19 protein-coding genes are annotated in these 24,453 nt (G+C 43.9%); 15 read left to right on the top strand and 4 right to left on the bottom strand.

From position 1 onward, the window contains the following. Positions 1–88: 88 nt before the first annotated feature. From AC1MBV_RS08095 to AC1MBV_RS08080, 4 genes are all read left to right on the top strand, one after another. On the top strand, positions 89–664 hold the full coding sequence (locus AC1MBV_RS08095) for a TetR/AcrR family transcriptional regulator (RefSeq protein ID WP_480948070.1): 576 nt from the start codon (positions 89–91) through the stop codon (positions 662–664). Between the two features lie 25 nt (positions 665–689). Beyond that, complete coding sequence (locus tag AC1MBV_RS08090; protein ID WP_480948069.1) at positions 690–1,922, top strand: MFS transporter; 1,233 nt, start codon at positions 690–692, stop codon at positions 1,920–1,922. Between the two features lie 120 nt (positions 1,923–2,042). Further along, entirely contained in the window at positions 2,043–2,663 is a 621-nt protein-coding gene (locus AC1MBV_RS08085; RefSeq protein ID WP_480948068.1) for a GyrI-like domain-containing protein, read from the top strand. Positions 2,664–2,731: 68 nt separating this feature from the next. Further along, positions 2,732–3,799: a BtaManbiosPhlase gene (locus AC1MBV_RS08080; protein WP_480948067.1), complete on the top strand. Its 1,068-nt coding sequence runs from the start codon at positions 2,732–2,734 to the stop codon at positions 3,797–3,799. A gap of 38 nt (positions 3,800–3,837) precedes the next feature. Here AC1MBV_RS08080 and AC1MBV_RS08075 read toward each other — a convergent pair whose 3' ends face one another. Beyond that, positions 3,838–4,620: a DeoR/GlpR family DNA-binding transcription regulator gene (locus tag AC1MBV_RS08075; RefSeq protein WP_480948066.1), complete on the bottom strand. Its 783-nt coding sequence runs from the start codon at positions 4,618–4,620 to the stop codon at positions 3,838–3,840. 164 nt (positions 4,621–4,784) lie between these two features. Here AC1MBV_RS08075 and AC1MBV_RS08070 point away from each other — a divergent pair, with 164 nt between their 5' ends. The 11 genes from AC1MBV_RS08070 (at position 4,785) to AC1MBV_RS08020 (ending at position 19,663) form a co-directional block, all read left to right on the top strand. Beyond that, the gene (locus AC1MBV_RS08070) at positions 4,785–5,897 is read left to right on the top strand and encodes an ABC transporter substrate-binding protein (protein WP_480948065.1); all 1,113 of its coding nucleotides are present in this window, start codon (positions 4,785–4,787) and stop codon (positions 5,895–5,897) included. Then, positions 5,884–6,723, top strand: a complete 840-nt coding sequence (locus tag AC1MBV_RS08065) for an alkaline phosphatase family protein (protein ID WP_480948064.1) — start codon at positions 5,884–5,886, stop codon at positions 6,721–6,723. The genes AC1MBV_RS08070 and AC1MBV_RS08065 overlap by 14 nt, the downstream gene beginning before the upstream one ends. Before the next feature lie 17 nt (positions 6,724–6,740). Further along, positions 6,741–7,589, top strand: coding sequence for an ABC transporter permease (locus AC1MBV_RS08060; protein ID WP_480948063.1), 849 nt, complete (start codon positions 6,741–6,743; stop codon positions 7,587–7,589). Then, a complete protein-coding gene (locus tag AC1MBV_RS08055) occupies positions 7,586–8,431 on the top strand; it encodes an ABC transporter permease (protein WP_480948062.1) in 846 nt (281 codons plus the stop codon). The genes AC1MBV_RS08060 and AC1MBV_RS08055 overlap by 4 nt, the downstream gene beginning before the upstream one ends. Further along, positions 8,412–9,416: an ABC transporter ATP-binding protein gene (locus AC1MBV_RS08050; RefSeq protein ID WP_480948061.1), complete on the top strand. Its 1,005-nt coding sequence runs from the start codon at positions 8,412–8,414 to the stop codon at positions 9,414–9,416. Before AC1MBV_RS08055 ends, AC1MBV_RS08050 begins: the two co-directional genes overlap by 20 nt. 41 nt (positions 9,417–9,457) lie before the next feature. Next, positions 9,458–10,309, top strand: a complete 852-nt coding sequence (hisJ, locus tag AC1MBV_RS08045) for a histidinol-phosphatase HisJ (RefSeq protein WP_255749500.1) — start codon at positions 9,458–9,460, stop codon at positions 10,307–10,309. Positions 10,310–11,224: 915 nt separating this feature from the next. Further along, positions 11,225–13,681, top strand: a complete 2,457-nt coding sequence (locus AC1MBV_RS08040) for a Xaa-Pro dipeptidyl-peptidase (protein WP_480948060.1) — start codon at positions 11,225–11,227, stop codon at positions 13,679–13,681. Positions 13,682–13,764: 83 nt separating this feature from the next. Continuing rightward, positions 13,765–14,358 carry a DJ-1/PfpI family protein gene (locus tag AC1MBV_RS08035; RefSeq protein WP_480948059.1) on the top strand — a complete coding sequence of 198 codons (594 nt, stop codon included), beginning with the start codon at positions 13,765–13,767 and terminating at the stop codon, positions 14,356–14,358. Between the two features lie 342 nt (positions 14,359–14,700). Then, positions 14,701–16,269, top strand: coding sequence for a Vga family ABC-F type ribosomal protection protein (locus AC1MBV_RS08030; protein WP_480948058.1), 1,569 nt, complete (start codon positions 14,701–14,703; stop codon positions 16,267–16,269). Between the two features lie 166 nt (positions 16,270–16,435). After that, positions 16,436–17,989 carry a Vga family ABC-F type ribosomal protection protein gene (locus tag AC1MBV_RS08025; protein WP_480948057.1) on the top strand — a complete coding sequence of 518 codons (1,554 nt, stop codon included), beginning with the start codon at positions 16,436–16,438 and terminating at the stop codon, positions 17,987–17,989. Between the two features lie 291 nt (positions 17,990–18,280). Further along, the gene (locus AC1MBV_RS08020; protein WP_255749493.1) at positions 18,281–19,663 is read left to right on the top strand and encodes an MFS transporter; all 1,383 of its coding nucleotides are present in this window, start codon (positions 18,281–18,283) and stop codon (positions 19,661–19,663) included. Positions 19,664–19,742: 79 nt separating this feature from the next. Here the strand turns inward: AC1MBV_RS08020 and AC1MBV_RS08015 are convergent, their stop codons facing one another. The 3 genes from AC1MBV_RS08015 to istA form a co-directional block, all read right to left on the bottom strand. Next, positions 19,743–21,464, bottom strand: a complete 1,722-nt coding sequence (locus AC1MBV_RS08015; RefSeq protein ID WP_255749491.1) for an AAA family ATPase — start codon at positions 21,462–21,464, stop codon at positions 19,743–19,745. Positions 21,465–21,994: 530 nt separating this feature from the next. After that, a complete protein-coding gene (gene istB, locus AC1MBV_RS08010; RefSeq protein ID WP_480948056.1) occupies positions 21,995–22,762 on the bottom strand; it encodes an IS21-like element helper ATPase IstB in 768 nt (255 codons plus the stop codon). Continuing rightward, the gene (gene istA, locus AC1MBV_RS08005) at positions 22,759–24,324 is read right to left on the bottom strand and encodes an IS21 family transposase (RefSeq protein WP_255749772.1); all 1,566 of its coding nucleotides are present in this window, start codon (positions 24,322–24,324) and stop codon (positions 22,759–22,761) included. Before istA ends, istB begins: the two co-directional genes overlap by 4 nt. Between the last annotated feature and the right edge of the window lie 129 nt (positions 24,325–24,453).

Raw genomic sequence — 24,453 nt, 5'->3', positions numbered from 1 at the left:
AATGGACTCGGTTTCGTCATCACTTGCTTTTGTTTTCTTTATTTGATACGATAACTGACGAACGTTCGTCAAGTGGGAGCTGATGTTATTGAAAAGCGATGAAATTAAAGCGGCGGCTGTAAAATATTTTACGATTTATGGTTATGAAGGAGCTTCGCTTGCTCAGATAGGCGAAGAAGTCGGCATGAAAAAACAATCCATTTATGCACATTTTAAAGGAAAGGACGATCTCTTTCTGCATGTTTTGCAAGAAGCGAAGGAAGAGTATCTGTATTCAAAAATCAAGTATTTTCGCGATATTGATGCACAACATCCCGAAAAAGATCTCTATGGATTTCTGACGATGATGATCGATCTGTTCCAGAAAAATGAACAATTAAAGTTTTGGCTGCGCATGACTTTTTTTCCTCCCGTCCATCTCACTAAAGTGATTGACAAGGAAGTAAACGATGTCGAGTCGCAGGTACGGGTCGTACTGGAGGAAAAATTTCAGGGCTGGATTGATCATAAAAAAGTCGTTGATGATTCAGCGAAACGATTGACGCTTGCTTTTTTAGGTGTCGTTGATTCTATTTTAGTGGAGCTTGTATACGGAAACGATGAGAAAACACTTAAGGAAAAATTAGACGCCTCTTGGCGTGTATTTTGGCAAGGAATTCAGTGATTTAAACAGAAGAGGGTGTTGCTGGGTGAAAAAGCAGGAAAAAAAACAGAAAACGGTTTTCATTATTTTGCTGAGTAATATATTTATTGCTTTCTTGGGAATTGGTCTCATTATTCCCGTTATGCCGTCTTTTATGGATGCCATGCATTTATCAGGGCAAACAATGGGTTACCTTGTGGCAACGTTTGCGGCAGCACAGTTCTTGATGTCTCCGCTCACCGGCGGCTGGATTGATCGCTTTGGTCGAAAGAAAGCAATTATTATTGGTCTATTCTTTTTTAGCATTTCAGAGCTAATTTTTGGATTGGGAACCAACATAGGGATGCTTTATTTTTCAAGAATTTTGGGAGGTGTGGGTGCCGCCTTTATTATGCCGGGAGCCACGGCTTATGTTGCAGATATTACAACTATTGAGGAACGACCGAAAGCGATGGGTTATGTTTCTGCGGCGATCAGCACTGGTTTTATTATCGGACCGGGTATTGGCGGCTTTCTTGCCACATACGGCGTGCGCACGCCATTCTTTTTTGCAGCGGTCGTTGCTTTTCTAGCCTGCATCTCATCGCTGCTTATGTTAAGTGAGACAATGCCAAGAGAGCAGTCTGCCGAAAATCCTGCGCATATTCAAGAGAACACAGGCTTTATCAGCGATGTAAAAAAATCTTTTCATCCGCTCTACTTGATCGCGTTCGTTATTGTATTTGTGCTTTCATTCGGCTTGTCTGTATATGAAACGATTTTCAGCCTGTTTACTGATCATCGATTTGGGTATACAGCACAAGATATTGCTATGATCTTTACCATCAGCTCAATCGTCGGCCTTATTGTTCAAGTATCGATGTTTGGGAAAATGGTCAAAGTACTTGGTGAGAAGAAACTCATACAGCTGTGTCTCGTTGCGGGTGTGCTTTTGGCAGTGGTATCCACGATGGTTTCCAATTTCTTTATCGTGCTCGCAATCACTTGTGCGATTTTCCTCGCATTTGATTTGCTTCGTCCGGCATTGACAACGTTATTGTCAAAAACAGCCGATGACCAGGAGCAAGGATTTGTTGCGGGAATGAACTCAACCTATACGAGCTTAGGCAATATCATCGGGCCGGCGATGGGCGGACTGTTGTTTGATTGGAACATTAATTTTCCGTACCTTTTTGCTGCGATTATTATGGCCATTGGTTTCGGAATGACATTCAAATGGAAAAACAAACACGTACAGCCCCTTAATCACATAAAGAGCAGTGAGCGTCAGCGGATTTAATTGGTCCGCATGACGTTCTTTTTTTAGTCTGACAGTAAGTCGTCATGACTAATGTTTTATAATATAAGTGTGTTCTTAAGAAGAGATGATCACAACTTTTAAGGGAGAAATTATGAGATCATGACTAAAATAGACTACAAGAAAGACTTTAAAGACCTGTATCTGCCCAAACAAAAACCGGCCATCGTGCGCGTTCCTAAGATTGATTATTTCATGCTTGGGGGCAGCGGTGATCCCAATGGTGAGACATTTGCTCAGGCGACAGCCGCTCTCTACAGCATGAGTTATGCGGTTAAAATGTCTTATAAGAAGGACACGGTTCCTGATGGTTATTATGAATATGTTGTTTTTCCGCTTGAAGGTGTCTGGGATTTGGTGGATAAAACATTGCCGCCGACTGTAAAAAGTAATTTTAAATATACATTGATGATCCGTCAGCCCGACTTTCTTACGACTGAATTATTTGAGCGATTTTTATCCGAGACGAAAAAGAAGAAACCGAATTCTTTTCTAGACCAAGTGACGTTCTCGACACTGGAAGAAGGACTATGTTGTCAAATGCTTCATAAAGGAAGCTATGACGATGAGCCGGAAAGTTTTGAACGAATGGCTGAATTTTGCAGCGAACAGGGCTACAGGAGAGTCTCCAAAACACATCGCGAGATCTATTTGTCGGACCCGCGGAGGACTGAACCTGAAAAACTAAAGACGGTTCTTCGGTATCGGGTTGAGAAAGAATAAGCAGGGTACAAAATGTAGATGGTTTAATTAGTGCAGATTGAAATGATAAAAACATAGAGGCGTTTCAAATGGTAAAGGTTACTCGTTTTCCGGAAAATCCGCTGATTTGTCCTGAAGAGGTCAAACCGTATCATGAAGGCTACGAAGTGATTGGTACCTTTAATGCGGGCGCGGCAGAGTATCAGGGAGAAACACTGTTGCTGCTAAGGGTTGCGGAGCGTCCGATTATAAACGATCCGGCAATCGTTCCTTCTCCTTTTTACGATGTCAGTCAGCAAAAAATTCGAGTCAAAAATTATCGTCGAAATGATCCGGACTACAATTTTGAAGACAGTCGCACGATCCGTCCTTCGACCAATCTGGATACATTTGTCGGTCTCACCTCATTGTCCTACCTTCGACTGGCGCGAAGTCAAGATGGGCATCACTTCACGGTGGATGACCGGCCGTTCATCTATCCGTCCAATCGTTATCAGACATTCGGCATTGAAGATCCGCGCATAACGAAGATCGGAACGACGTACCTCATTTATTTCAGTGCTGTTTCGTCGCTAGGCATTGGCGACTATTTGGTGACGACCAAGGATTTCAAATCATACGAGGATCAAGGACTTATTTTTTCACCGGAAAATAAGGATGTGGTCATTTTCCCCGAAAAGATTCACGGACTTTATTACGCACTGCATCGTCCTTCTTTGAAAAGCGTCGGCAGCCCGGAGATTTGGATCGCTGAATCGAATAATCTCAAATACTGGGGCAATCATCGCCATCTGCTGGGCGTGCGCAAACATTTTTGGGATGAAGGGCGGATTGGAGCCGGGGCTGTGCCCATTCGGACAAAGGATGGGTGGCTGGAAATCTATCATGGCATGGATGCGCAAAGTCGCTACTGTCTCGGCGCACTGCTGCTTGATTTGGATGATCCTTCGAAGATCGTCGCTCGATCAGCCGAACCAATCGTTGAGCCGGAGGCTGACTATGAGAAAAACGGCTTTTTCGGAGCCGTTGTCTTTACCTGCAGCGGCGTTGTCAAAGGATCTAAGCTTCGGCTTTATTACGGAGCTTCGGATCGCGCGATGGCCGGCGCAGAAATGGATCTTAATGACCTTTTGTCAGAGTTGAGTGCGACTGACTGATCGACTGATTAGAAACCGGGAGTACAATGATAATGAACTCACACACGATGCCAAAAAATACGTTCGTCCTCGCAGAATTTTTTCCATCGTTCATCCGGCTCGGCATCACAGATAATGTGATCAATGCTCGAGGTCGGTTTTATTGTGCAGAAGTTTTGTTTTCCCAATTTTGTCGCGTCGGTGAGTAAATAGCTTTCATCTGCCGCCTCAATCATCATTGACGAAATTTGGCATTCCTCTAAGTCATAATCACTAATGACCTGTTCATTAATACCGCCGCAGGAAATAAAAGCCTTATTAACTTTAAATGAAGCGAGCATGCGCTCGGTTAATGTCCCTTTTATTGATCGTTGTTCGGGGTAAACAGTACCTCCTAAAACGATTAATTGGCAATTAATCAGCTGTTTCTGCTCGATTTTTTTGTTGAGACACCAAGCGGCAGCCAGAGAATGAGTCAAAAAGGTGACATCACTAACCTGCTGAAGACATTCGCACAATGCGAGTGTTGTTGTTCCCGAATCGAGGACGACTGTGTCTCCATTCTTTATTATTTTTGCGGCGAACGTACCAATTCGCCGTTTTTCTTTTTTCTTAATGTTTGTTTTCCTGACGAATAGAGGTTCAGTAACTGGGTTTTCATAGCAAATTGCGCCTCCGTGCACGCGGAGCAGTTGTTTTTGTTTTTCTAATGCGGATAAATCACGACGAATGGTTTCGGGAGTTACATCAAGTGTTTCTGCGAGCTTATTGACACTGACACGTTTGGAAGCTACCAAGGTATTCAAAATAAACGCTTTTCTGTAATCAAATGACGAGTTCATAATGTTCATCTCCTACTCGTTTTTTATTATTACATCATTTTCCATGCTTGTCTTTGACATTTACATAATTTTAATCTGCGTAACGATGTTTGTTTACATTCTGTATGTATGATTAAAGTGTTAATACAAATAAAACAAATATAAAAACAAAAAGGAGCATGATGATGGGCAACGATTGGAAATCATTCAAGAAGATTCGTAAATTTGCTGTTGGGTGTACGGCGAGCGTTCTGCTTGTGTCAAGTTTAGCTGCTTGTGGAAATTCAGAAACTGCTTCAACAGATAATAATCAATCCCTTTCTTCAATTACAAAGGCGGCAAAGAAAGAAGGAAAAATTTCGAGCGTCGGTATGCCTGACGCATGGGCAAACTGGAAAGATACTTGGAATGACATAACCAAAAAATACGGCATTAAACATACGGATACAGATATGTCCAGTGCTGAAGAATTGGCCAAGTTTCAAACACCGAAATCAGACAGTTCGGCGGATATTGGCGATGTCGGTCTGAATTTTGGGGTAATGGCAAAGGATAAAAAATTGACCATTCCCTATAAAACGACAACTTGGGACAGCATTCCTTCCTGGGCGAAGGACAAAGACGGCTATTACGCTGCCAGCTACACAGGAACACTCGCTTTCTTAACGGATACGAAAAACGTGAAAAATCCTCCGAAAACATGGGATGATCTTCTAAACGGAGATTATAAAATATCAATTGGCGATGTAACGAAAGGCGCAATGTCGCAGATGACGGTACTTGCCGCAGCATTAGCAAATGGAGGCAGCGCAAGCGACATTCAGCCGGGTATTGATTTCTTCAAGAAGATCGCAAAGCAAGGCCGGTTGTCTACGATCGATTCATCAATCCCGAATTTGGAAAAAGGCGAAGTCGATGTTGCGGTTATTTGGGATTTCCTTGGCCTCGGCTATCGTGATCAAATTGACAAGAACCGCTTTACCGTCAGCATTCCTGAAGATAAGTCACTGATGTTCGGTTATTCATCGATTATTAATAAGAATGCTGCACATCCGAATGCCGCAAAGCTCGCACGTGAGTACATTCTTTCTGATGAAGGACAGACAAACTTAGCGAAAGGATATGCACGGCCGATTCGATCTGATGTAAAACTTCCTGAATCGGTTAAGAATAAACTGCTTCCAGAAGATGAATACAAGAATGTTGTTCCGCTTCAAGATGTAGCGACATGGACAAAGACAGCTGAAACCTTGCCACAGAAATGGCAGCAGGAGGTTCTCGCGAATGCAAAGCAATAAGCTGATCATGATCACTCTGGATGGATGCCGATACGATACAGCGGTGGAGGAACTCGGTTTTCTCGGACATCTCGTTGAGAAAGGACAAGCGGCGCGTTATCAGGTGCTTTCTGAGTTACCGAGTAATTCGCGCCCGATGTATCAAGTCCTGCTGACCGGCACCCCTCCTTATAAAAGTGGGATTGTGTCCAACCTAAGTGTTCGTTTGTCTCAGCAGGATAGCCTGTTTCATCGTGTTCGGGAAGCGGGAGGAGTCACTGCTGCATCTGCCTATTACTGGGTTAGTGAACTTTATCAGCATGCACCGTTTTCTTTTCAAAAGGATCGTATTCAGCATAATGACGAACTGCCGATTCAACATGGAATTTTCTATTTTGAAGATCAATATCCTGATTCACATGTTTTTGCAGAAGCTAACTATCTGCTTGAAAACTATCAGCCGGATTTTCTTTACATTCACTCAATGAATATAGATGATACGGGTCATAAGTTTACATCGGATTCCAAGGAATATCGCGCGGCAGTTGATAAGGCCGATCTGATTCTTGCTGAATGCCTGCCTGCATGGATGCAGGCCGGTTATCAGATCATCGTGACGAGCGATCATGGAATGGATGAATTCGGACATCACGGAGGAACGCGGCCGGGGGTTCGCCAAGTACCGCTGTTCATTATGTCAGACAAAGTTGTTCCGCAAATTGTAGAGGAACAAATTCCGGAACTGATGGTCGCTCCGCTTGCCTGCCATTTAATGAACCTAGAACCTACGCAGGACATGGAGCGTCTTGAGTTTCCCGGATTGCGTACATCTTCAGAATCTATTTAATTAAGGAGTGGAGAATTTTGCAGCAGCATTGGAAAAGACAAGCTCAAGCTTGTCTTTTGCCGCTTGCGGCCGTATTGCTTTTATTTCTTGCGGTTCCGCTTGTTATCATGATTCGGCAAAGTTTCGGTGATCAAAATGGTGATGGATTTTCGTTTGCAAATTTCATGCAGATTTTGAGTCAGCCGTTCTATTATGATGCGTTTCGCAACAGCTTCTTTATTTCCATCTATTCTGCACTTGCGGGTCTTGTTTTGGCGATGTTCGTGGCTGCGGCACTTGCCCGGATGAATGAAAAGGCACAGGAAAAAATCACTTTATTTATTAATATGACGGCAAACTTTGCCGGTGTTCCGCTTGCCTTTGCCTATATAATTTTACTGGGCAATGCAGGACTCGTGACGTTGATTCTGCAGCATATGGGCATTTCTTTACAGAGCTTCTTTAATCTTTATTCATGGCAGGGACTTGCATTGACGTATGTCTATTTTCAAGTACCTCTGGGTGTGTTATTTCTGTATCCCGCATTTAAAGGAATGGACCAGCGCTGGGGAGAGGCAGCTGCATTGCTGGGAGCCAGCCATTTTTCTTTCTGGGCGCGTATTGGCATTCCGCATATTCTGCCCAGTGTATTGGGGACATTCATTATCCTGTTTGCCAACGGAATGGGAACCTATGAAACAGCTTATGCCTTGGTTGGCGGCACGGTTAGTTTGGTCACAACGCGCATTGCCAGTTCAGTATCCGGTGATATTTTTGCCCAGCCTCAAATCGGCAGTGCAATGGCCGTTCTGTTTTCCATCTTGATGATTGCTGTGCTGCTGGTCAATCAGTATTTACTGCATCTTTTCCGGAGGGATATCAAATGAAAAAGATGAACCGATGCATCATCACACTATTTGTTGCCTTCATGTGTCTTCCCATTTTGGTAACGCTCGTCTATTCATTTGCCACTGAATGGGGAAAATCCATTCTTCCTTCTGGATATACATTGAAGTGGTATGCGCAGCTTTATCAAGATCCGCAATTCATCGCGGCAATCTCTCGTTCGTTAATTCTGACCGTAGTCACGTTGGCGGCTGTGCTCGTGATTCTGGTTCCAAGTATTGCACTCGTTGCCATTTATCTTCCTAAGTTTGATCACTTGTTCAAGCCAATTGTCCTGTTGCCGTATGCAATTCCGGGTGTCGTGCTTGCAACCGGTTTGATGCGCACCTATACAAACGGCCTTGTCCCGCTTTTTGCCGTATTGTCGGGCGGACTATTTATTTATTCGCTTCCCTTCATGTATCAAAGCGTGCGCAGCAGTCTGCAGGAGATTGACGGAACACGATTAATGGAGGCCGCGGAAATGCTGGGCGCTTCAAAGGTTTATGCATTCATCCGCATTCTGCTCCCCAACATCAAGATTGGCATTATGGTGGGCAGCTTACTTACATTTTCTGCCTTCTTCGGTGAATTCCAATTAACAAATATGATTCTTGGCGGCGACTTTGAAACCATTCGTATTTATATGCTTCGCGTGATGAAAGTCAATGGCCATCTTTCAAGTGCTGTGGTCATGACCTATTTGATTCTGCTCGTGATCATCAGCGCCCTTATTATCAAATTGACGAATATGAATCGAAAGCGTTCCTCTATGATGCGTGAAGAAGCAGCATTTAAACCAATTGTAAAAGGGAGCCCTGCTCATGAGCTACTTAACCATTGAAAACTTGAATCTGGAGCTTGGCGGAAAAATGATTCTCAAGGATCTGAATCTATCGATTGAAAAGGGTCAATTAATTTCGCTTCTCGGTCCAAGCGGTTGCGGAAAATCGACCTTGTTGCGGGGAATCTCCGGTCTTAACTCAATTAAAAGTGGAAAAGTTATGATCGATGGGCGGGACATAACGAAGCTCGCACCTAAAAAAAGAGAAGTGGGGATGGTTTTTCAATCCTACGCCCTGTTCCCCAACCTTACTGTAGCCGATAACGTAGCGTTTGGCCTGGCTATGAAAAGGATCGATAAGGATACGGTGAGCAAGAAAGTCGCTCAAATTTTAGAATTAGTAGGACTTGAAGATAAGGCTAAGTCATATCCGGGCGAATTATCAGGTGGACAGCAGCAACGCGTAGCTCTGGCCCGATCCATCGTTGTAGAGCCTAAGGTGCTTCTGCTTGATGAACCATTGAGTGCGCTGGATGCGCAGATTCGCAAGCAATTGCGGCTTGAATTGTGTCGCCTGCAAAAGAAGCTAGGCATCACCATGATTTTTGTTACCCATGATCAGGAAGAAGCCATGGCAATATCTGATCGTATCTTTGTCATGCACGATGGGCAAATCGCTCAAGAGGGTACGCCAAGTCAAGTATACTTCCATCCATCGAATGAGTTTGTTGCCGGGTTTATCGGTAATTACAACAAGCTAAATAAGGAACAAATTGAGCACTTGTTTGGTCCTCTCATTGAGGAGGGGAGCACTTATGCTTTGCGCCCGGAAGCCATTGAATTCACGCCGCAAGATGACGCTGTTTCTGTGGTAGGACAAATTATTGAGCGGCATATTCTTGGCAATGTGGTCCGCTGCACGGTTCAAACACAATATGGAACACTGTGGGTGGATCGAATGAATCAAGGCCAAGCAGTATTGAATGATTTAAAAGATGTCACACTCTTTATTCGTCAAGAAGATGTTGTGACGCTGCATCAATAATATGCAGCAAAATTATAGGCCGAGTTAGGGGAAAGACAGTTATGAAATGGGATGGACATACACATAGTGAATTTTGTCCGCATGGATCCGGTGAAGATACAGAGTTATTCATTCGATCGGCGATAAAACAGGGAATGACGGATTATTCAATTACTGAACATGCGCCGCTTCCACCTGATTTCTTGGCTCGATGCGCCGGTGCTCAACAAGCGATTGATACAGCGGGTATCGCTATAAACGATGTAGAGCCTTATTTAAACAAAATGAATAAATTAAAGCAAAAATATCGTTCACAGCTGAACATTCATATTGGTTTTGAAGTGGATTATCTTAGTGATTACGAAAACTGGACACGTGATTTTTTAAACGAATATGGCTTGTATAGTGATCATAGTATTCTATCCCTGCATTTCCTTCCGGGCAGCGGAGGCTATCGAGCGATAGACTATAGTGCGGAAGACTATCAGCAGGGCATTGTCTCTTTTTATGGCAGCTTTCAATTCGCCCAAGAGGCGTATTTCGGGATGATGCGTCATCTGGTAAAATCAGATCTCGGTATTTATAAACCAACGCGAATCGGTCATATGACACTTTGCCGAAAGTTCAAAAATTACTTTACAAAAGAGGATACCGGCTTTTCTGCGAAGACAGAACAGTTGATTGATTATTTTTTAAATGAAGTTGTCATTGGCGAGTATGCATTGGATTACAACACGTCCGGTATGTTTAAAGATTGGTGCAGAGAACCCTATCCACCCGATGAAATCGCATCGTTAGCCGTAAAAAAACAGATCCCGTTTGTTTTTGGATCAGACGCACATTTTTCGAAGGATGTCGGGAGAGGTTATGAGCGTTTTGAAAGGTGGACGGCACCGGATACTCAGAACTCATGAAAATCGTATTTAATGTGGAATTGAAAAAACATAGATTAAATGTGAAGCCCCGAAAAATGGACCTAATTGTCCAAATGACGGGGCTTTTTATTGCTTGAGACCGCGATCCATTTGGTTAAAGAAGCCAGTTAGTCAGCTGGATTGATGGATCTTTCCAAACGCCAATGCACGAATCGGATAGAGATCCAGTCATGCACAAGAACGGCAATCCAATGCATGAAAAATTGGGCTCAATGCATGAAAACAGGTGGCCAATGCACGAAAACTGAGAATCAATGCATGAATCAAAGCTAGAGATCAGGCCATGCACAAGAACGGCAGTCCAATGCATGAAAAATAGGGTTCAATGCACGAAAATAGGTGGCCAATGCACGAAAACTGAGAATCCATGCACGAATCGAAGATAGAGATCAGGCCATGTACAAGAACGGCAGTCCAATGCACGAAAAATAGGGTTCAATGCACGAAAACAGGTGGCCCATGCACGAAAACGGAGAATCCATGCACGAATCGAAGATATAGATCAGGCCATGCACGAGAACGGTAATTCAATGCACGAAAAATAGGGTTCAATGCACGAAAACAGGTGGCCAATGCACGAAAACAGAGAATCCATGCACGAATCAAATATAGAGATCAGGCCATGCACGAGAACGGTAATTCAATGCATGAAAAATAGAGTTCAATGCACGAAAACAGGTGGCCAATGCACGAAAACTGAGAATCCATGCACGAATAAAGGAAAATATGTAATCCAACTGTTCAATGAGGAATTCCATCAACAGTAGAAGTAGGGAAGTATCCACTTTTTTAGCATTTTTCTTAAGTTAATTGATGGACAAATACATAGGAGACCTGAGTGCTGCATCGTTGAGTGATATAATAACTGCAGTTACTTACTGAGGAGTTTTGTCGATGAAAAACAATCAATTTGCACGAATAACTGCCGATCACCAAACAGTGATCGAAGAACTACAACGGATTCATTTTCTGGATGATCAAATCAACCACGCGCAGACGCCTGCCGCAGCCTATTGTTCGCTGCTCAAAAAAGCGTTTGTAAAGGTGCGTGGCGAACATGAATTTGATACGAAACTGCGAAACTATTTAGCAACACCAACTGCCGATCTCAAAGACTATTTGGATGCCGGTGATCCGATTACGGCGGATGTCTTCTATTTAGTCGCGTTGCAGCTATGCGGATTTTTGCCGGAGGAAGATTTTTCGCTTGCTGAACCGCTGGCCGCGATGAAAAAGATACAATTGCCGATGCTTGAAGCCGCGGGCGCGTGGACTAAAGAGCAGGTTCTGGATGCTTGGTATTTATTGCTGACTACCCACACTAAGGATGGACAGACATTTCTCGATCTGTTGACGAATCAAGGCTATTTTGTTCCGTTTTATGACTTGTCCACGCAGCAGAAACCGCTCTTTTTTAATGGCAAATCCCAGGCCGTTTTTGATACAGCCAAGCTGATTCGTGAGGTCGTTTATGTGGAATCTTCCGTTGATTCAGATGGTGACGGCAAGCGCGATCTGCTGAAGGTTCAAATTATACGTCCGGCTGACACAGAAGATGGATTAAAGGTTCCGGCACTTTTCACCGCTAGTCCATATAATCAAGATACAAATGATGAAGCCGGAGAAAAAGCAATGCACAACATTAATGTCCCTTTGACGGAGAAGCAGCCGAATAACCTCAGCTACGAGGATATTGCTTACCATGATGAGAAACTGGAACTGCCTGTCCCGCGTCCGGTCAATGGAGAAACGAAATATGCAACGGAGACGTTCAGCCGTGAATATTCCTATACATTGAATGATTATTTCTTGGCGCGAGGGTTGGCGGCTGTATACTCTGCGGGCATTGGCACGTTAGATTCGGATGGTATTCAAACCTGCGGTGATCCGCAGCAGACCGAAGCCACCATTGATGTGATTGAGTGGCTGAACGGCAAACGGCGCGCGTTTACGAATCGAACAGATAACATAGCAATCACTGCTTGGTGGTGCAACGGTTCTGTGGCAATGACCGGTCGTTCTTATCTGGGGACCTTGGCGACTGCCGCCGCTACAACCGGCGTTGAGGGCCTAAAGACGATTATTTCTGAAGCGGCGATCTCTTCATGGTACGGCTATTACCGCGAAGGCGGGTTAATGATTGCACCGGATGGTTTTCCGGGTGAGGACGCCGATGTTCTGGCAATCGAAACGATGAGCCGCATGAAGGCTGCTGCTGATTATCATCTGCATATCAAAGATTATTTTGACGCACAGATGGAAAAGATGGCAACCGACATGGAACGTGAATCGGGTAACTATAATACGTTCTGGGACGCACGCAACTACCTTAAAAAAGTGAGAAACATTAAATGCGATGTGCTGATGATTCATGGCTTGAATGACTGGAATGTGAAGCCTGGTCAGGTGGAGCAGCTGTGGCAAGCACTGCGTGACGTGCCGGTATCGAAAAAAATCATTCTGCATCAAGGGCAGCACATTTATATTAACGCCTTCCGTTCGATTGATTATACGGACATGATTAATCTTTGGATCAGCCATGAGCTCTATGGTATCCAAAACGGGGCAAAGGAGCTTTTGCCCAACGTAATCGTGCAAGACAATGTAACTCCGGAAACCTGGACCGCTTATCAAGATTGGTCCGAACCGACCGCTGCAAGGAAAACCTATCATTTTGCTGAGGGAAGATTAACTACTGCAACTGCGGGTCACGAAGTGGTGTCTTTCAAAGATAGTCTTCCGAAAGCCATTTTTGATCGTTATGCTGCACACCATGATCAATGGGCACAGGATCTTCTTGCGGATGAACCGAACGCTTTGAGCGAGAATTGTCTATTGTTCAAAACAGATCCGGTGGATGAGGACAAAATCATTGACGGCCGGGTGCATGTTCATGTTCAGGCGGCATCAAACCATTCATTTGGTATGCTTAGCTTTCAACTGGTCGATTACGGAGAAGCAAAACGATTCAACGTTTCGCCAACGCCAAACTCTATGAGAAAAATAGATCTAGGCTATCGCTGGCGTGAGGATCAGCTTCGTGAATTTACTCTGGCCAATTTTCCTACGCCGTTTAAGATGATCTCAAAGGGTCACATCAACTTGCAAAATAGAGAAAATGCCTGGAAGGTTGACGAATTACAGCCGGATCAATTCTATGCTATCGATGTGGAATTACAGCCGACGTTCCACCGATTAACCGCCGGACACCATCTTGGGCTTGTTGTTTACGCCACCGATTTTGGAATGACGGTGCGCGGCAATCAAGATTTGCGTTATTCACTCAAATTAGGTGGTTGTCATTTAGACGTGCCGTTTCGATTAGAAAACTTGGCTTCGCCAAGTCTCTGAAGAAGGCGAAGACTTAGTTGAACTTACACTAAATTCCTCTAAATCTTTATACTTTCTTATTTGTGTAAAAAAGGAGGATCAGCATGGATGTAAATATTTTGCTTTTTCCTGATTTTGAAACGCTGGACGCCTTTGGCCCGGTTGAAGTACTGGGAAGGATCAGCGATTATGCGCTCCATTTTGTATCAATGGACGGCGGATTGGTGGTCAGCAGGCAGCAGATGCAAATCATGACCGAGCCGATTGATCAAGCTGATCCGTCAGGAATCCTTCTGATTCCAGGCGGACAAGGTACGCGGCCGCTTGTTCATGATGAAGAGTTTACAAAAAAGTTAAAGCATGCGGCAGAACAAGCAGCCTTTTGCTTAACAGTATGCACCGGATCAGCTCTCTTGGCACGGACAGGACTGCTTGACGACCGGAAAGCGACCTCTAATAAAATCGCGTTTGATTGGGTAAAAAGTGTAAATTTGGCGGTGCACTGGGTGGAGCGTGCTCGGTGGGTCACTGACGGGAAATACTATACATCCTCCGGCGTCTCAGCGGGAATCGATATGACTCTGGGATTCGTTGCCGATCAATTTGGGACTGAGCAAGCTTCTGATGTTGCTCACGGCATTGAATATGTCTGGAACAACGATAAAACCAGCGATCCATTTTCGAGAAAGAAGCATTGAAAAAGTGAACATCGCTTTTGCCTAGAGGGTTTGCTGTTTGACAATAGCGAGTAAATTGATTACATTGAAAGTAATCGAGTGAACGGAAGGGGTGAACCAACGGCCGATGAAAAACTAATCCTATTTTTTGAAACCGCCAATTGAAGGTAGTGAGAAGCAGGGGAACCGTACTGCCACTATGCCTTCAAACGGAGTTCAGAATAGGATTGGTGATTTGTAGTCGGCTTGAGAAGACCGGGTGTCTTTTTGGTGTTCGCCTATATTTTTACAGCAGCCTCCTATTCTGACAACAGATAGGGGGCTATTTTACGTCCCTGATTATGAAAAAATGGGGATGATTTTATGATCTTGTTAGAAGCTCTAAAAATAAAACACTATGTTAAGGATCGTTTGTTACTCGATATTGATCAACTGCACATTCATCGCAACGATCGAATTGGACTCGTTGGACGAAACGGGTGCGGTAAAACAACACTGCTCAACATCTTAGCAGAGAAAATCGTACCTGAAGAAGGAACAGTTATTCAACACGCATCGTGTGAGCTGCTGCCGCAGTTGAAACGGACGGATACAACAAAAAGCGGCGGTGAAGTCACCCAAGAGTATATCCAAGAAACGCTGGTACGGGATTCTGAGCTTTTGCTTGCAGATGAACCCACGACCAATTTGGATACCGATCACATTGAATGGCTGGAAAAGAAGCTGAAGGCATGGCAGGGTGCGCTGGTCATCGTTTCGCATGACCGTGCGTTTTTGGACGCGCTTTGTACAACAATATGGGAAATCAATGACAGCAAAATAAGTGTTTATACAGGCAATTACAGTGATTATGAGCAGCAGAAGGAAGCCATGCATGCCGAGCAGCAACACGCTTACGAGAACTATGAAAAAAAGAAGAAGCAGTTGGAAGACGCTTTGAAATTAAAAGAGAAAAAAGCGGAACGGGCGACAAAAAAGCCCAAAAACGTAAGTGGATCAGAAGCTCGAATTACGGGAGCGAAGCCGTACTTCGCCAAAAAACAAAAGAAATTGCAGACAACAGCGAACGCCATTGAAACACGATTGGAAAAACTGGAAAAGGTAGAAAAAGTGAAAGACATTCAGCCGCTTAAAATGAATCTGCCCAACGCAGAAACATTTAAGAATCGGATCATTCTTCGGGCGGAGGATGTATCTGCACAATTTGACAAACATGTGCTTTGGCGTCGGACCAGCTTCTTTATTCGGGGTGGGGATAAATTCGCCATCATCGGTCCCAATGGCAGCGGAAAAACAACGTTAATCAGGAAGATCATCAATCAGAAAACGGGACTAACGCTGTCTCCATCTGTAAAAATCGCCTATTTCAGTCAAAATTTAAATATCCTGGATCAGGATAAATCGATTATTGAAAATGTCCGTGCAACGTCAAAGCAGGAGGAAACACTGATTCGAACGGTGCTTGCGCGGATGCATTTTTTCCAAGACGATGTTTATAAGCCGGTTGGAGTACTGAGCGGCGGAGAACGAGTAAAAGTGGCGCTAACCAAGCTCTTTCTAAGCGATATGAATACGCTGATTTTGGATGAACCGACAAATTATCTTGACATGGAAGCGGCTGCTGCATTGGAATCGCTGCTCAAAGAATTTGAGGGAAGCGTGATCTTTGTCTCCCATGACCGCCGATTTATTGAAAACATTGCCACCCGGATATTGGAAATCCGAAATCAGCAAATTCGCGTGTTTGAAGGAAGCTACCGACAGTTCAAAAATGATAAACCAAAAAAGAATCGAGATTTCGAAAAGGACAAACGCCTCGTACTCGAAACAAAAATAGCAGCAGTACTCAGTCGCTTAAGTATTGAACCATCTGATGAATTGGAGCAGGAGTTTCAAGAGCTGTTGAAAGAGAAAAAAGAATTAGGTCGATAATCCTATTCTGACCAGCAGATAGGGGGGCCATTTTGTACAAATTAGATTGTACAAAAGATTAGCGGAAGCTAGTAAAAGAAAAATCTAAGGATCAGCCTGTGTCAGACACAGGTATTTTCAAAATTTTTCTTATGTCCTTGATTATGAAATAAGTGGGGATGATCTTATGATCCTGTTAGAAGCTCTCAAAATAAAACACTACGTCAAGAATCGTTTGTTACTTGATATCGATCAACTGCAAATCCATCAAAAGGATCGGATTGGGCTTGTTGGACGAAACGGATGCGGAAAAACAACACTGCTGAACATAATCGCAAAGAGAATAGTACCCGAAGAAGGGACGATTATTCAACACGCATCGTGTGAACTGCTGCCGCAGTTGAAGCGGACGAATACAACTAAAAGTGGTGGAGAAGTGACACAAGAGTACATCCAAAAAGCTTTGATGCGGGATCCTGAGTTGTTGCTTGCCGATGAGCCAACAACTAATCTAGACACGGATCATATAGAGTGGCTCGAAAAGAAGCTGAAGGCGTGGCAAGGTGCTCTGGTTATCGTTTCGCATGACCGTGCGTTTTTGGATACGCTTTGTACAACAATATGGGAAATCAATGACGGCAAAATAAACGTATACACAGGGAACTACAGTAATTATTTAGACCAAAAAAAAGCCGCCCGTACCGAACAACAACATGCTTATGAGAGCTACGAGAAAAAGAAACGACAGCTCGAGGAAGCGCTGCGATTAAAGGAGAGAAAGGCTCAAAAGGCAATCAGGAAACCGAAGAATGTCAATCTGTCGGATTCAAATGGAAAAGATTTTGCCATAATACAAAAGAAATTGCAGACGACTGCGAATGCAATGAAAACGCGACTGGAAAAACTAGAAAAGGTAGAAAAACTGAAAGACATTCAGCCGCTTAAGATGAGTTTGCCCAATGCAGAAACGTTTAAGAAGCGAATCATTCTTCGGGCGGAGGGTGTATCTGCAGAATTTGGTAAACGAGTGCTTTGGCGTCGGACCAGCTTCTTTATTCGGGGTGGGGACAAATTAGCGATTATCGGTCCCAATGGCAGTGGGAAGACGACACTGATCAAGAAGATCATCAATCAGGAATATGGGCTAACGTTATCGCCATCTGTGAAGATTGCCTACTTCAGTCAAAATTTAAATATCTTGGATGAGGATAAATCGATTATCGAAAATGTACGTTTTACGTCCTATCAGGATGAAACGCTGATTCGAACGGTGCTCGCACGGATGCATTTTTTCAAAGACGATATCTACAAGACTGTCGGGATGTTAAGCGGCGGAGAGCGAGTAAAAGTGGCGCTAACCAAGCTCTTTCTAAGCGATATGAATACGCTGATTCTGGATGAACCGACAAATTATCTTGACATGGAAGCGGCTGCCGCATTGGAATCGCTGCTCAAAGAATTTGAGGGAAGCGTGATCTTTGTCTCCCATGACCGCCGATTTATTGAAAACATTGCCACCCGGATATTGGAAATCCGAAATCAGCAAATTCGCGTGTTTGAAGGAAGCTACCGACAGTTCAAAAATGACAAGCCAAAAAAGAATCGAGATCTCGAAAAGGACAAACGTCTCGTGCTCGAAACAAAAATAGCAGCGGTGCTTGGTCGTTTAAGTATTGAACCATCTGATGAATTGGAGCGGGAATTTCAAGAGCTGTTGAAGGAAAAAAGGGAATTGGATTAATTATTGAGTACAAATGAATCGTATACAAACAAAGCAGATTATCCCTGTTCGGAGGAATAGTCTGCTTTGTGCTTTCATTATAAATAATCAAAAACGAAACCCTTTTGTTATAGAAATGGTTTCGATTAATAATCTAAGGGTATAGAATATTTAATTCGATTCATCATTAAACTTTTCAACTCTTCGTGATCTCCTCCTCCACATGCCATATTTTGCTGCTTATAACTGAAGACACTGAAGAAAATTCAATAATAGAGCGGGACCAAAATCGTAATTGAAGAGGTGCTGGTAATGAGTAAGTTGGAAAAAGAAACAACCGAAATAGCTCAAGATAGAGATCCGGGAAACTTTTCAGGACGCAAGCCTTCTGAGCTTCGCAAGGTAATTATCTCCAGCTGGATTGGAAATACAATTGAGTTTTATGATTTTCTCGTCTATGGGCTTGCTGCGGCTTTGGTATTTAATACGATCTTTTTTCCCAATATCAGTGCTTTGGCGGGAACTTTAGCAGCCTTTGCAACTTTTGGTGTCGGATTTATCGCGCGACCGCTTGGCGGAGCCTTTTTCGGGCATTATGGCGATACTCTAGGAAGGAAAAAGGCGCTTGTGATTACGTTGCTTGGTATGGGCGCGGCTACGATGCTTGTCGGCATTCTGCCAACCTATCAGCAAGTCGGAATCATGGCGCCGATTCTGCTCGTCCTTTTACGTTTCATGCAGGGCTTTGTGGTCGGTGGCGAATGGGGCGGCGCGATGCTTTACGTTGTTGAAAGCGCATCACCGAGCAGACGCGGCTTGGCAGGTGCTCTTCCTCAGACCGGCGGTTTTTCCGGACAGCTGCTGGCAACAGGAATGTTCGCACTTGTGACAATGCTGAATCGGGAACAGCTGCTTTCATGGGGCTGGAGAATTCCTTTTCTCTTTAGTGGCGTGCTTGTAGCTGTGGGCCTTTATATGCGCATACATCTTGAGGAGACACCGGTCTTTGAAAAATTGAAGAAAAAAGAAAAAATCGAAAAAAGCGGTTTGCAGGTTGTACAGAAAAGTCCCGTTTTTCGGGTTGTGAAAAAGGGATGGAAGAAGCTTCTGACCATTATGGTACTGCGCTTTGCGGAAAGCGTTCCCTTTTTTCTTGCCACTGTTTTTGCAGTTTCCTATGCTACCGAGCAGCTCGGTGTAAGCAACGGGATGATGCTGTCTGTTGTCATGCTGACCTGTGTCATTGCATTTCCAGCTCACGCACTGTTCGGGTATATTTCAGATAAGATCGGCCGTCGTCCGGTATATATTTTTGGTGCGCTGTTCGCAGCGGCCTTCGTCTTTCCATTTTTCTATCTCGTCGAAAGTGGCTCCTTTGCCTTGTTGATGCTAGCTTATTTTCTATTTATCAATGTTGGGCACAACTCGATTAATGCGGTTCAGCCGGCCTTTTTTACCGAGATGTTTGGCCCTTCCGTCCGTTACAGTGGGGCATCCATCGGCGCACAATTAGGTGCGATTGTGGCAGGGGGGTTCACTCCGTTTATTGCCAAATGGCTGACTGCTGTTGATGGAGATCAGTGGTACTATCTCGCATTTTACGTTATGATCGTTTCACTGCTGTCCGCTTCCGCTGCCTTTCTGACATCTGAGACAATCAATAAAAATATATATGGTTCAAAAATTCACCGTTGATGTCCTTCATTTGAATGTTGGTAAAAAAAGGCTGCTCATCGTCGTATCATGACGTGTGAGCAGCCTCTGTTTCTTTGCTTTAATCTTCTTTTTTTTCTGCAATAGTTTCAGACGAATTTTTCACGTCAGAGGCAGTTCCTAATGCCTTGATTTCAGGCACTTCTGGGCGCTCGTGACCATATAGATTGACATAGAGTGCATCAATTTCTTCTCCGGTGAGATCACCGCGTGTCAATAGTTCTCTCGCAATGGCATGAACAAATTCCGTCTGTTCTTCAATTAATGTTTTTACTTGGTTCATCTGATCTTTTAATAATGTGTTGATTTTAGGACGGAGCTGTTTGAGTGCGTCCGTTAGTGAACCAGTAGAAAGCCAGCTGAACAATTCGTCACCCATACCGACTGCACCAAGATAGGCACCGGCGAGCTCGGTTGCTTGCTGCAGGTCGGAGGTGACGCCGTTTAATTTTTTTCCCAAAAAGAGTTCTTCGGACGCGCGTGATGCGAGGCATACTTGAATTTCCGCCAGCATCTCACTGTCGCTTTGATTATAGCGTTCGTGCGTTGGTTTCGTAGCCGCCAGACCGAGCGCGCTGCCTCGACGGATGATGGTTACTTTCCAGACGCGTTCATGAGGCTTCAACAAATATTGGGCAACGGCATGGCCGGCTTCATGATAGGCAACATTTCGTTTTTCATCGTCGCTCATTGAGCGAAGCGGCTGCTTCAAGCCCCATTCATAGGTCTCCATGGCAGCTCTGAAGTCTTCATAATTCGCGCCATTCGCGCCGCGCTGATGTGCAATGACGATGGCCTCGTTCACAATATGCTTGATTTGTGCCGGACTATAGCCGATGGTGTCTAATGCCGCTTTTTGCGCAGTCAGTGATTCATCTCGGTTAACCTTTGCGAGATAGTAGTCAAATACATCTACGCGGCCGTCATAGTCAGGAGGATAGACCCAGAGCTTTCGATCAAATCGACCGGGACGAAGTAAAGCGGAATCCAGGACGTCCGGTAAATTGGTTGCACCGATGGTCAATACAGCGCGGCGCTCTGCTTTTTTGTGCCTGAGCCCAAGCGCACGGAACAGCTTGGCAAACCGTGAATGATCAATATTCGGCGGGTCCATTTGCAGCAGAAGTTCGTTGAGCAAACCGGAGCCGCCCATACCGAACATCGCGCCAAGTCCTCCACCTCCGCCTCCGTTTGCTTGCCGCGACATGCCGATCGCATCGATTTCATCAATGAAAATAATGCAGGCACCATAGGTTTTTGCTAGCTTTCGAGCTTTTTTATAGAGGCTCATTACTTTAAGATTACCAACACCGAAGAACATATTTTGAAAGCTTGGTGCCGAAGCATAGGCGAAAGGAACCTGAGCTTCATTTGCGACAACCTGTGCGAGATAAGATTTTCCTGTTCCCGGAGGCCCGCAAAGCAGCATCCCGCGGATGGCCTGACCGCCCATTTTCTTGAAATCTTTGACACCTCTGAGCAAGGTAACGATGCGTTTGGCATTTTCAACGACTTCAGGATTGCCTCGATAATCGTCCCAGCTCGATCCTGTTTCGCCGGGCATGATCCAATAGGTTCGTCCCCGGGCAAGGAACCAAAAGAGGGCAACAAACTGAATGATCATAAAGAGTACGGCAAAGAATAGTTGGAAAATCAGGTTAAATGCTGTCACAGCGATATTCTGAGCAACCTGTCCTCCTGCCCAAATCGCTGTGGCAATGATTACGGCAATGATGAAGAAAATTAGTACTTTTCGCCACATGAGCCAGCGGTATTTTTTCATAGTCTCACTCCTCACCTATTTTTTGTTCGTCCATTCTCAAGGAATGAGATGATGGCAGAATAATCATTTCTTTTGAAACTATTTATGAGCGCATCGTTTGGAAGGAACACCGAGCGAGGCGACATAAAGGACAAAATCAAAGATCAATTTATTATAATAATAATAGCTTAAGGAATGATTAACACAAATTGAAATGAAATACATGACTGCAAATGATAGCCATCCGAAAGCAGAGAAAAGGAACGTTCGCAGGCAACTGTTGGTAAAAAGTGAGGAAAATGAAGAACAAGAAAAATATTTACGAATACTCATCATGTTGCGAGATTGAAAAAAGTTAGGAATACTATGAGATGCTGGATTCAGCAAAAAATAACTGTGGAAAAGATAATGATGAGACTAACCCAAGAACGAAATAAATAATCTTTCACAAACTATCCCCTATAATTGCAAAAAAAAGGAGAATACGATGAAAATAATAAGTCGTCATAAAACGGTGTAACCGTCAAGTAGTTTTGAACACTTTTTGCTAATTAATTTTGAACACTTTTCTCTTTGAAAATTGTACTTCGGTGTTTAATTCTATAGCTGTCTTCGTTTAGGTGAATGACTTCTACTCTATGGAGAATTCTGTCTAATATAGCTGTTGTGATCCCCTGATCGCCCATTAATTCTCCCCATTGTTTCGGCCCTTTGTTCGATGTCAGGATGACCGAACTTCGTTCGTATAGATGGTTAATCAGGTGAAAAAACAAGTTGGCTTCTCGCTGATCCATTGCTAGATACATCAGGTCATCAATGATGACAAGGTCCGATTCCCGTAGCCTTTTCAGCTGCGTTTTGGATTTAGATAGGTACTCCTCTGTCTTGAGCAGATGGACGAGCTCCCCCATGGTGATAAAGCTTACCTTGAAGCCTTTGTAGATAGCCTCAAGACCAAGACCAATCGCAATATGGGTTTTACCCACTCCTGGCGGGCAAAGAAGAATCAGGTTATATTGTTGTTCTAGCCAATTCAATTCCCTTAACTGGTTGATCTGCCGACTGCTAATGGATTGTTGTTCGTCTATGCGAAATTCATCCAGTGTCTTTTGATAAGGGAACTTGGCCCACTTCAATCTTCTTTCTACATTTTTTTCTTCTCTCCGCTTTAATTCGAAAGTTAAAAGTTCCTCTAGTAATTCTTGATAGGTCCAAGAAGATTGTTCGGCTTTTCGCAAGAGATGCGGTAGCCCATTGGCTGTCTCCGCCATCCGAAGATGGCGGAAGTGCTCTTGTATCTCTTTGACTGTACTGTTCATTGCCCCATGCCTCCGAGTATCTGGATATAATCGTCCATTTCTCTCACCGTTGCAGCAACTTGGCGTGTTCGTGCGACACGATCATTTTGTGATCCCTGAGTTTGGCACGATGCTTGTACGACTTTTGTTTCTTTTTGGCGAGCCAGATGTTGGGAAACATCTCGAAGATCGTTGGCACTCCAGAGTTGGTCTTTTATACAGATAGTCAAGGCTTGTTCCATTTCCTGACGGAAATGATGAAGGGCATACTGGATGATTTGAAGCTGATCACGGACATATCTCGGATACCGCTTACTCAATTCTTGAATGAATAATGCCGCTTGATCGCCATCATTGAATTGACGGATAATCGTCTCCTTATAGGCTTGAATTCCTTTTGAGCGATCACGAGCATGTTGCCTGTTTTTGATGAGCTCGCCTTTTCCTGTGCTTAGGATGTGCCGAGCAAGGACTTCACCTTGTGATTGCTTTTTGATGATCAATTCACTTTCTTTGAGTTCAATGAAAACTTTATTATCACCATTTCGACGATACGTTCCCAAGGGCACGGAATAACGATTGGATTTATATTTGATGACATTGTCTGGACAGACAGTTCTTGTTATACTGGAACTATAGTCGCTCTCAATGGAGAGCAGCGGAGAGACTGGTTTCAAGTGTTGCTTTTCGAGGGCGTGCACTTCAGCCGGTCTCTTTTTTGTTGTATTGTGTACATTATAATTCCCTGTCCGTTCTAACCAAGCGATGCCTTTTTCATTCCATGTATCGATGTTCGTAAAGACCCTGTTCTTGGCAAAATTATACTTAACATACTTGACAACATTTTCTATTTTCCCTTTACTTTGGGGATCTGCTTTTCGACATAGATGTAAACGAAATTTACGTTGTTCTTTATAAGCCTGAAATTCACCGGTCAGAATAACGTCACCCGCATTTTCACTGACCGTGATTAAGTGATCTTGGTCATAAACCAATTCCTCCGGCATGCCCCCGAAATAAGCAAAGGCATTTTCATGGCATCGAATCGTATCTTTTGTGGTGAAAGGTCTTCCCAGCCATTCCACATATTTATATCGAGAATGAGACAGAACGAATGTGATAAAGTAGAGCTTCACCTCCTTGTTCAGTACGTTTTTAAGCGTTATTTCTCCCCAGTCCACCTGAACCTGATATCCCATTGGAAGTTCATCAACCGCTTCATGACTACGAGCATGTATCTCTTTTGAGATATGGTAGATTTCCCTCAGATCTTTGACGAATAATCGAATGGTGCTCCCTCCAATGGTTAGACCCGGATGTTTTTCCTTCAACCAATCCTCAATTTGGGCGGAAGAAAGGTCGGGATGTTCTTTTAACCAACTTATCATTTGATCCCGATAGGGATCGAGCTTCTTCCTCCTTTGACTAAGAGAATTCGCCCAATCACTGGCTTCCTCAAAAGACATTTTCAAAAACTTATAAACAGTATTTCTTGAAATACCCAGTTTTTTGGCGATTTTCGCCACTTTGAATCCTTGTTCACTCAATTGATGAACCTGTACATACAAGAGTAATTTTTCCACCTTTCGAATCCTCCAGACAAATCATGTTGAAAAACTATCATAACTTATCTGGATTACTATTTAGCGAAAAGTGTTCATTTCTATTTAGCAGAATCTGTTGATTTTAGTTTAGCAGTTACAAACGGCCAT

The organism is Sporolactobacillus sp. PKPK-6 (assembly GCF_056678885.1).
The sequence above is the reverse complement of the archived record's forward strand: the minus strand, read 5'-3'. Positions and strand labels throughout refer to the sequence as shown.